We start from the raw sequence: 4,381 nt of genomic DNA, 5'->3' as shown, positions 1-4,381 counted from the left end.
GTTGCGACGTTTCGACACCGAAACCTCGATGACCTGGCCGTGCTGATCGACCGCGCGGTACACGTAGCGCCACACACCAGCCACCTTCACATAGGTCTCGTCGACGAACCAGCGATCACCAACACCGTGACGACACGGCCGCGCTGCGTCGATCACGAGCGGAGTGAAGCGTTGCCCCCATCGGTAGACGGTGACGTGGTCGACGTCGATGCCGCGCTCGGCGAGAAGTTCTTCGACATCGCGGTACGAGAGTCCGTAGCGGAGGTACCAGCGCACCGCCAGCAACACCACGTCCGGTGGGAACCGGAATCCTGCAAACGACGGAGAAGCAGAGCGGCGACAACCACGACGACGAATCACCCGGGCACGCTACGACCCCACCCGAGCGTCAACGCAACAGTGCCTCCGTGCTCGCTTGGCCGGTGTTGCGGTGAGCGCCTGGGTGGCCGATACAAACGGGCTGCTACGTCGGTCCTCAAGAGCCCGTAACTATTTGGCCTCGATATTTACAGTTATCCATATTCGGAATCGGTGTAACGGGTGCCCGATCAAATCGACTGGATTGAGCATTCGAGGCTGCTCTGGTTTGTCGTCGGTAGTCCGGCGCTCGACGACGCGCACCACGGGTCCAAGGCCGGGCCCGGCCGAATCTGCGCCTACTTCGTTTGGTTCGGGTGTGCCGTTGCGACACGCGTCAGGTAAACGGTCTTGTTGTCACGGTCCACGACGTACCAAACGCGAGCGCCCTTGGCCATCTCGTACTGCCACTGGTCGCGTTCGACACCTCGGACGGTCGTCGTTGACAGGTTCCCCTTCAGTCGGTGCTGCTTGTCGGGGTTGTCGACGTTGGCGGGATCGGCCGTGAGGCGATCGAACAGATCGGCACACCCGTTTCGTTGCGACGCAACTACATCAGACCATCCAACCTTGCAAGCCCGCTCGGCATGCTGCAACGTGTACTCAGTCTTCTTCGTCGGACGGTGAACACTCCGCTCCTTCACCACAAGTCAGGGCCGCTTGACGCGCGTGTTGAGAGGATCCTCGAACGGCCCAACCGGGCCAAGGCCGCTAGCCCATGCACGAGCGGTGCCACGCCAGGCCGAGAGAGCATCGAGCAATGGTCGCCAGGTACCGAGAGATTCGCAGGTCTCGGCGAGCGGTCCCACTTCAGCGGCCAGAGCGACCTGGTCATCGGTCGGCAGAACGCGCGTCCACGGCCATGCAACACTGAGGATCGCACACACCCGCTCGGGCGATTCTGTCGCGACGACTGCGCTGAGCAGTCCGCACATTTCGCGCATCACTGTTGCGACATCGTGTTCGGGTTCGGAGATTCGCAACGTCTTCGACCCCCGAATCACGGTCACCTCACCGGACGCATCGAGGGCGTCGCCGACCACGGTCGGCCTCTTTGCGAGGTCAGACCACTGAAACGCAGTGGCGGTGACTGTCGAAGACATACGCCAATGCTACACGAAAGCGGAACCAGTTCGTCTTCTATGCCGAATCTGTTCTGTGCCAGTGCCGACCGGCAAACCGGTTCTCGACGGGCTATTCCGACCCTTCGAATACGGGGTATGACGAGGACTGGCGCGGGATGAGAACGACGGGGCGGGTTCCAAGTGGGGCCAAATCATCTGTGCACACCCATACAGCAGCCGAACGAGTTCTTCGAGCGCATCGCTCCATCCGAATCCGCTCCACGAAGGGCCGCCGACTTGTTTCGGGTCGCGGCGACCCATTCTCCGGTAGCTCCAGGATGCCTTCTGGGTTCGGTTGCGAGATCTGATAAATGGCGCCGCTGTCCCGCTGTGACGGCGGCGTTCAGTCTTGCAATCTGTTGGTCCTCGTTCAGGCCCGCCGTCATAGCTCGGGTTCGCCCGCCCGGTCTACGAACGCGGACGCGGTCACTGTTCGCTCAGGGGTGATTGTTGATTCCGAGGTGCGGTGAGACGTCGATCAGGTCGATCCGTGGTTGGGGATGCTTGGGCGGTTGTTCAGTCGAGGTCGGCGAAGGCATCGTCGATCGAGACGGTGCGGCCGGTGCCGTTGTGGTGGCGGTCTGAGGCGTCGAGGAGGGCGACGAAGCCAGCGGGGTCGGTGCGCAGATCGCCGAGCTGTTCGTCGCTGAGTACGGCGCCGACGGGGGTGAGGGTGACGACGCCTTGGTCGTTGGTGGTGACGCTGTAGGTGCGGGTTCGATCGATGACGGCGTTGAGTGCGACGCGGCCGCGGTTGTCGGGCTGCAGCAGGGTCAGTGTGTCCATGCGTGTCAACCTAACATGTTTGGTCCCACAATGGAACAGTGAGGGATCCGGCCCGTCTGTTACAAGTGGGGTAGATTGGTGGGATGCCCAAGGTTCGGATCGACGAAGCGTTCGCCAGCAAGGAGATGAAGAAGCTGCTTCGTCGTCACCCCGACAAACGCGAGAAGGTCAAATCGACGTTGGAACAGCTCGGCGACGACCCGCGGTATCGGTCGTTGTCGTCGAAGAAGTACGACGCAAGTCGGGGGATTTGGCAGTCCTACATCGAGAACAACACGCCGGGGGCGTGGCGGGTGTGGTGGCAATGGGACAGCGACGAACCCGACACGATCATCGTGTTGTCGTTTGGGCCGCACCCCAAGTAGCTCGCACCGAACCGCTGGACGACGGCGACAACGAATCACGGCGGTGTGACGCGCCCTCCGATCGATCAACGCAACAGTGCCGTCAAGACCGGCCCGGCATCATGATCAACGATTGAGATGCCAAAACAACACCCTTGGTCGGCCAGTTCCAACGCGTCTGTTTGGAAGACAAAAGATGAACAGGAAAAGCTTTCGAACTTACGCCAACCTGGCCCCAGGGAATCCGGGCGATGAGCTCACGACTCTTTCAGCAATCGTCGTGACAACAACACGCCAATCACCAGACATTTCGAGTTGAGCATGAGATTGAACTCTGCAACCCAACTCTACGAATCCTCCACCAAAACCCCTGTTCATCGCCTGCTGCCTGGGCCCATGGTGGTCACTGGCTCGGCTCACTCGCACAGAAGCCCGGTTCAGATCCGTTCGAAGTAGCGGTGGCGTTCCCAGTCGGTGACTGCGCTGTCGTAGGCATCACATTCGGATCGATAGAAGTGGCTGTAATGCTCAACGACCTCGTCACCGAGCAGGCGTCGGGCCGCCTCGCTCGCAGCGAACACGGTCACTGCTTCGCGGAGCGACGTCGGAACTCGCTGCACGTCGGCTGACGTGTAGGCGTCGCCGTTGAACGCTGGTGGGGGTTCGATCTGATTCGCGATGCCATCGAGGCCGCTGGCCAAGGCCGCGGCGAAGGCGAGATACGGGTTGACGTCGGCACCAGGAATACGGCATTCGATCCGCAGGCTCGGGCCCGATCCGACAATGCGGAAACCGGTCGTCCGATTGTCATCCGACCATGCCAACCCTGTCGGGGCCCACGACTGATCCTGATAGCGCTTGTAGCTGTTGATCGTTGGCGCGTACAGCACCATGAAGTCACGGAGATGCTGCATCCATCCGCCGAGGAACCAGCGGAATTCATCGGTGCGGTCAGTCCCGTCGGAGAAAAGGTTGGTGGCACCGTCATCGTCCCCCGCATCGTCACCCGGGCCCGACCACAGACTGAGATGGATGTGGCAGCTACTCCCGGATTGATCGTGATGCGGCTTGGCCATGAAGGTGACGGACACACCTTGTTGATCGGCCAACTCCTTCATTGCCTGCTTCATCACGACATGCCGGTCGGCCATCGTGAGGATCGGTGCGTAGCGAATGTTCAGTTCGTGTTGCCCGATCGCGGCCTCGCCCTTCGAATTTTCGACAGGGACCTCGGAGTCTCGAAGTACGCGCCGCGCCGCACCGACATAGTCCTCGACCCGCGCCCCTTGGAGCAGGTGATAGTCCTCGACGTACCAGCCGGCTGCGACGAGTCCGGTGTAGCCCTTGTCGTGTGCGTCGCGATATGTGTCGCGATACAGAAAGAACTCCAATTCGCTTGCCGCCATTGGTGCGTAACCCGCGTGACGCGCGGCGTCGAGCTGGCGGCGCAGGATCGAACGAGGTGCCACGCCGACCGGATGATGATCGACATTACGTTCGACATCGCACAGCACGAACGCCGTCTGCGGAGCCCATGCGGCGAGTCGCAACGTGTCGAGATCCGCAACGAGGTGAAAGTCGCCGAATCCTGATGACCAGTTCGAAAATGCGTATCCAGCTACCGGCTCCATTTCCATGTCGACCGTCATCAGGTAGTCGCAGGCGTGCGTCCCGTCGTCGATGGTCTCGAGGAAGAACGCGGCGTCAAATCGCTTCCCCAGCGTTCGCCCGTAGTGATCGGTGAAGCCCACGACCACGGTGTCGATCGTC

General features: G+C 61.3%; 6 protein-coding genes. 1 reads left to right on the top strand and 5 read right to left on the bottom strand.

Annotated features, from left to right (window positions below; all coding sequences use genetic code 11):
- The 4 genes from ACH2EI_RS13330 to ACH2EI_RS13315 all read right to left on the bottom strand — a co-directional run.
- A partial coding sequence (locus tag ACH2EI_RS13330) for an IS6 family transposase (protein WP_395160360.1) occupies positions 1-360 on the bottom strand: 360 nt, incomplete at its 3' end.
- 296 nt (positions 361-656) lie between these two features.
- Entirely contained in the window at positions 657-1,001 is a 345-nt protein-coding gene (locus tag ACH2EI_RS13325; protein WP_395160358.1) for a hypothetical protein, read from the bottom strand.
- Between the two features lie 6 nt (positions 1,002-1,007).
- Entirely contained in the window at positions 1,008-1,460 is a 453-nt protein-coding gene (locus tag ACH2EI_RS13320; protein WP_395155282.1) for a hypothetical protein, read from the bottom strand.
- A gap of 537 nt (positions 1,461-1,997) precedes the next feature.
- A complete protein-coding gene (locus tag ACH2EI_RS13315; RefSeq protein ID WP_395155281.1) occupies positions 1,998-2,267 on the bottom strand; it encodes a hypothetical protein in 270 nt (89 codons plus the stop codon).
- Between the two features lie 83 nt (positions 2,268-2,350).
- Between ACH2EI_RS13315 and ACH2EI_RS13310 the strand changes: the two genes are divergently transcribed.
- On the top strand, positions 2,351-2,632 hold the full coding sequence (locus ACH2EI_RS13310) for a hypothetical protein (RefSeq protein WP_395160356.1): 282 nt from the start codon (positions 2,351-2,353) through the stop codon (positions 2,630-2,632).
- A gap of 416 nt (positions 2,633-3,048) precedes the next feature.
- On the opposite strand, the gene ACH2EI_RS13305 is transcribed toward ACH2EI_RS13310, so the two are convergent.
- On the bottom strand, positions 3,049-4,377 hold the full coding sequence (locus tag ACH2EI_RS13305; protein WP_395160362.1) for a glutamine synthetase family protein: 1,329 nt from the start codon (positions 4,375-4,377) through the stop codon (positions 3,049-3,051).
- Positions 4,378-4,381: the final 4 nt, after the last annotated feature.

It is taken from the genome of Ilumatobacter sp., assembly GCF_041688325.1.
Classification (GTDB): domain Bacteria; phylum Actinomycetota; class Acidimicrobiia; order Acidimicrobiales; family Ilumatobacteraceae; genus Ilumatobacter_A.
Note: the sequence above shows the minus strand (reverse complement) of the source record. Positions and strands in the feature narration are given on the sequence as shown.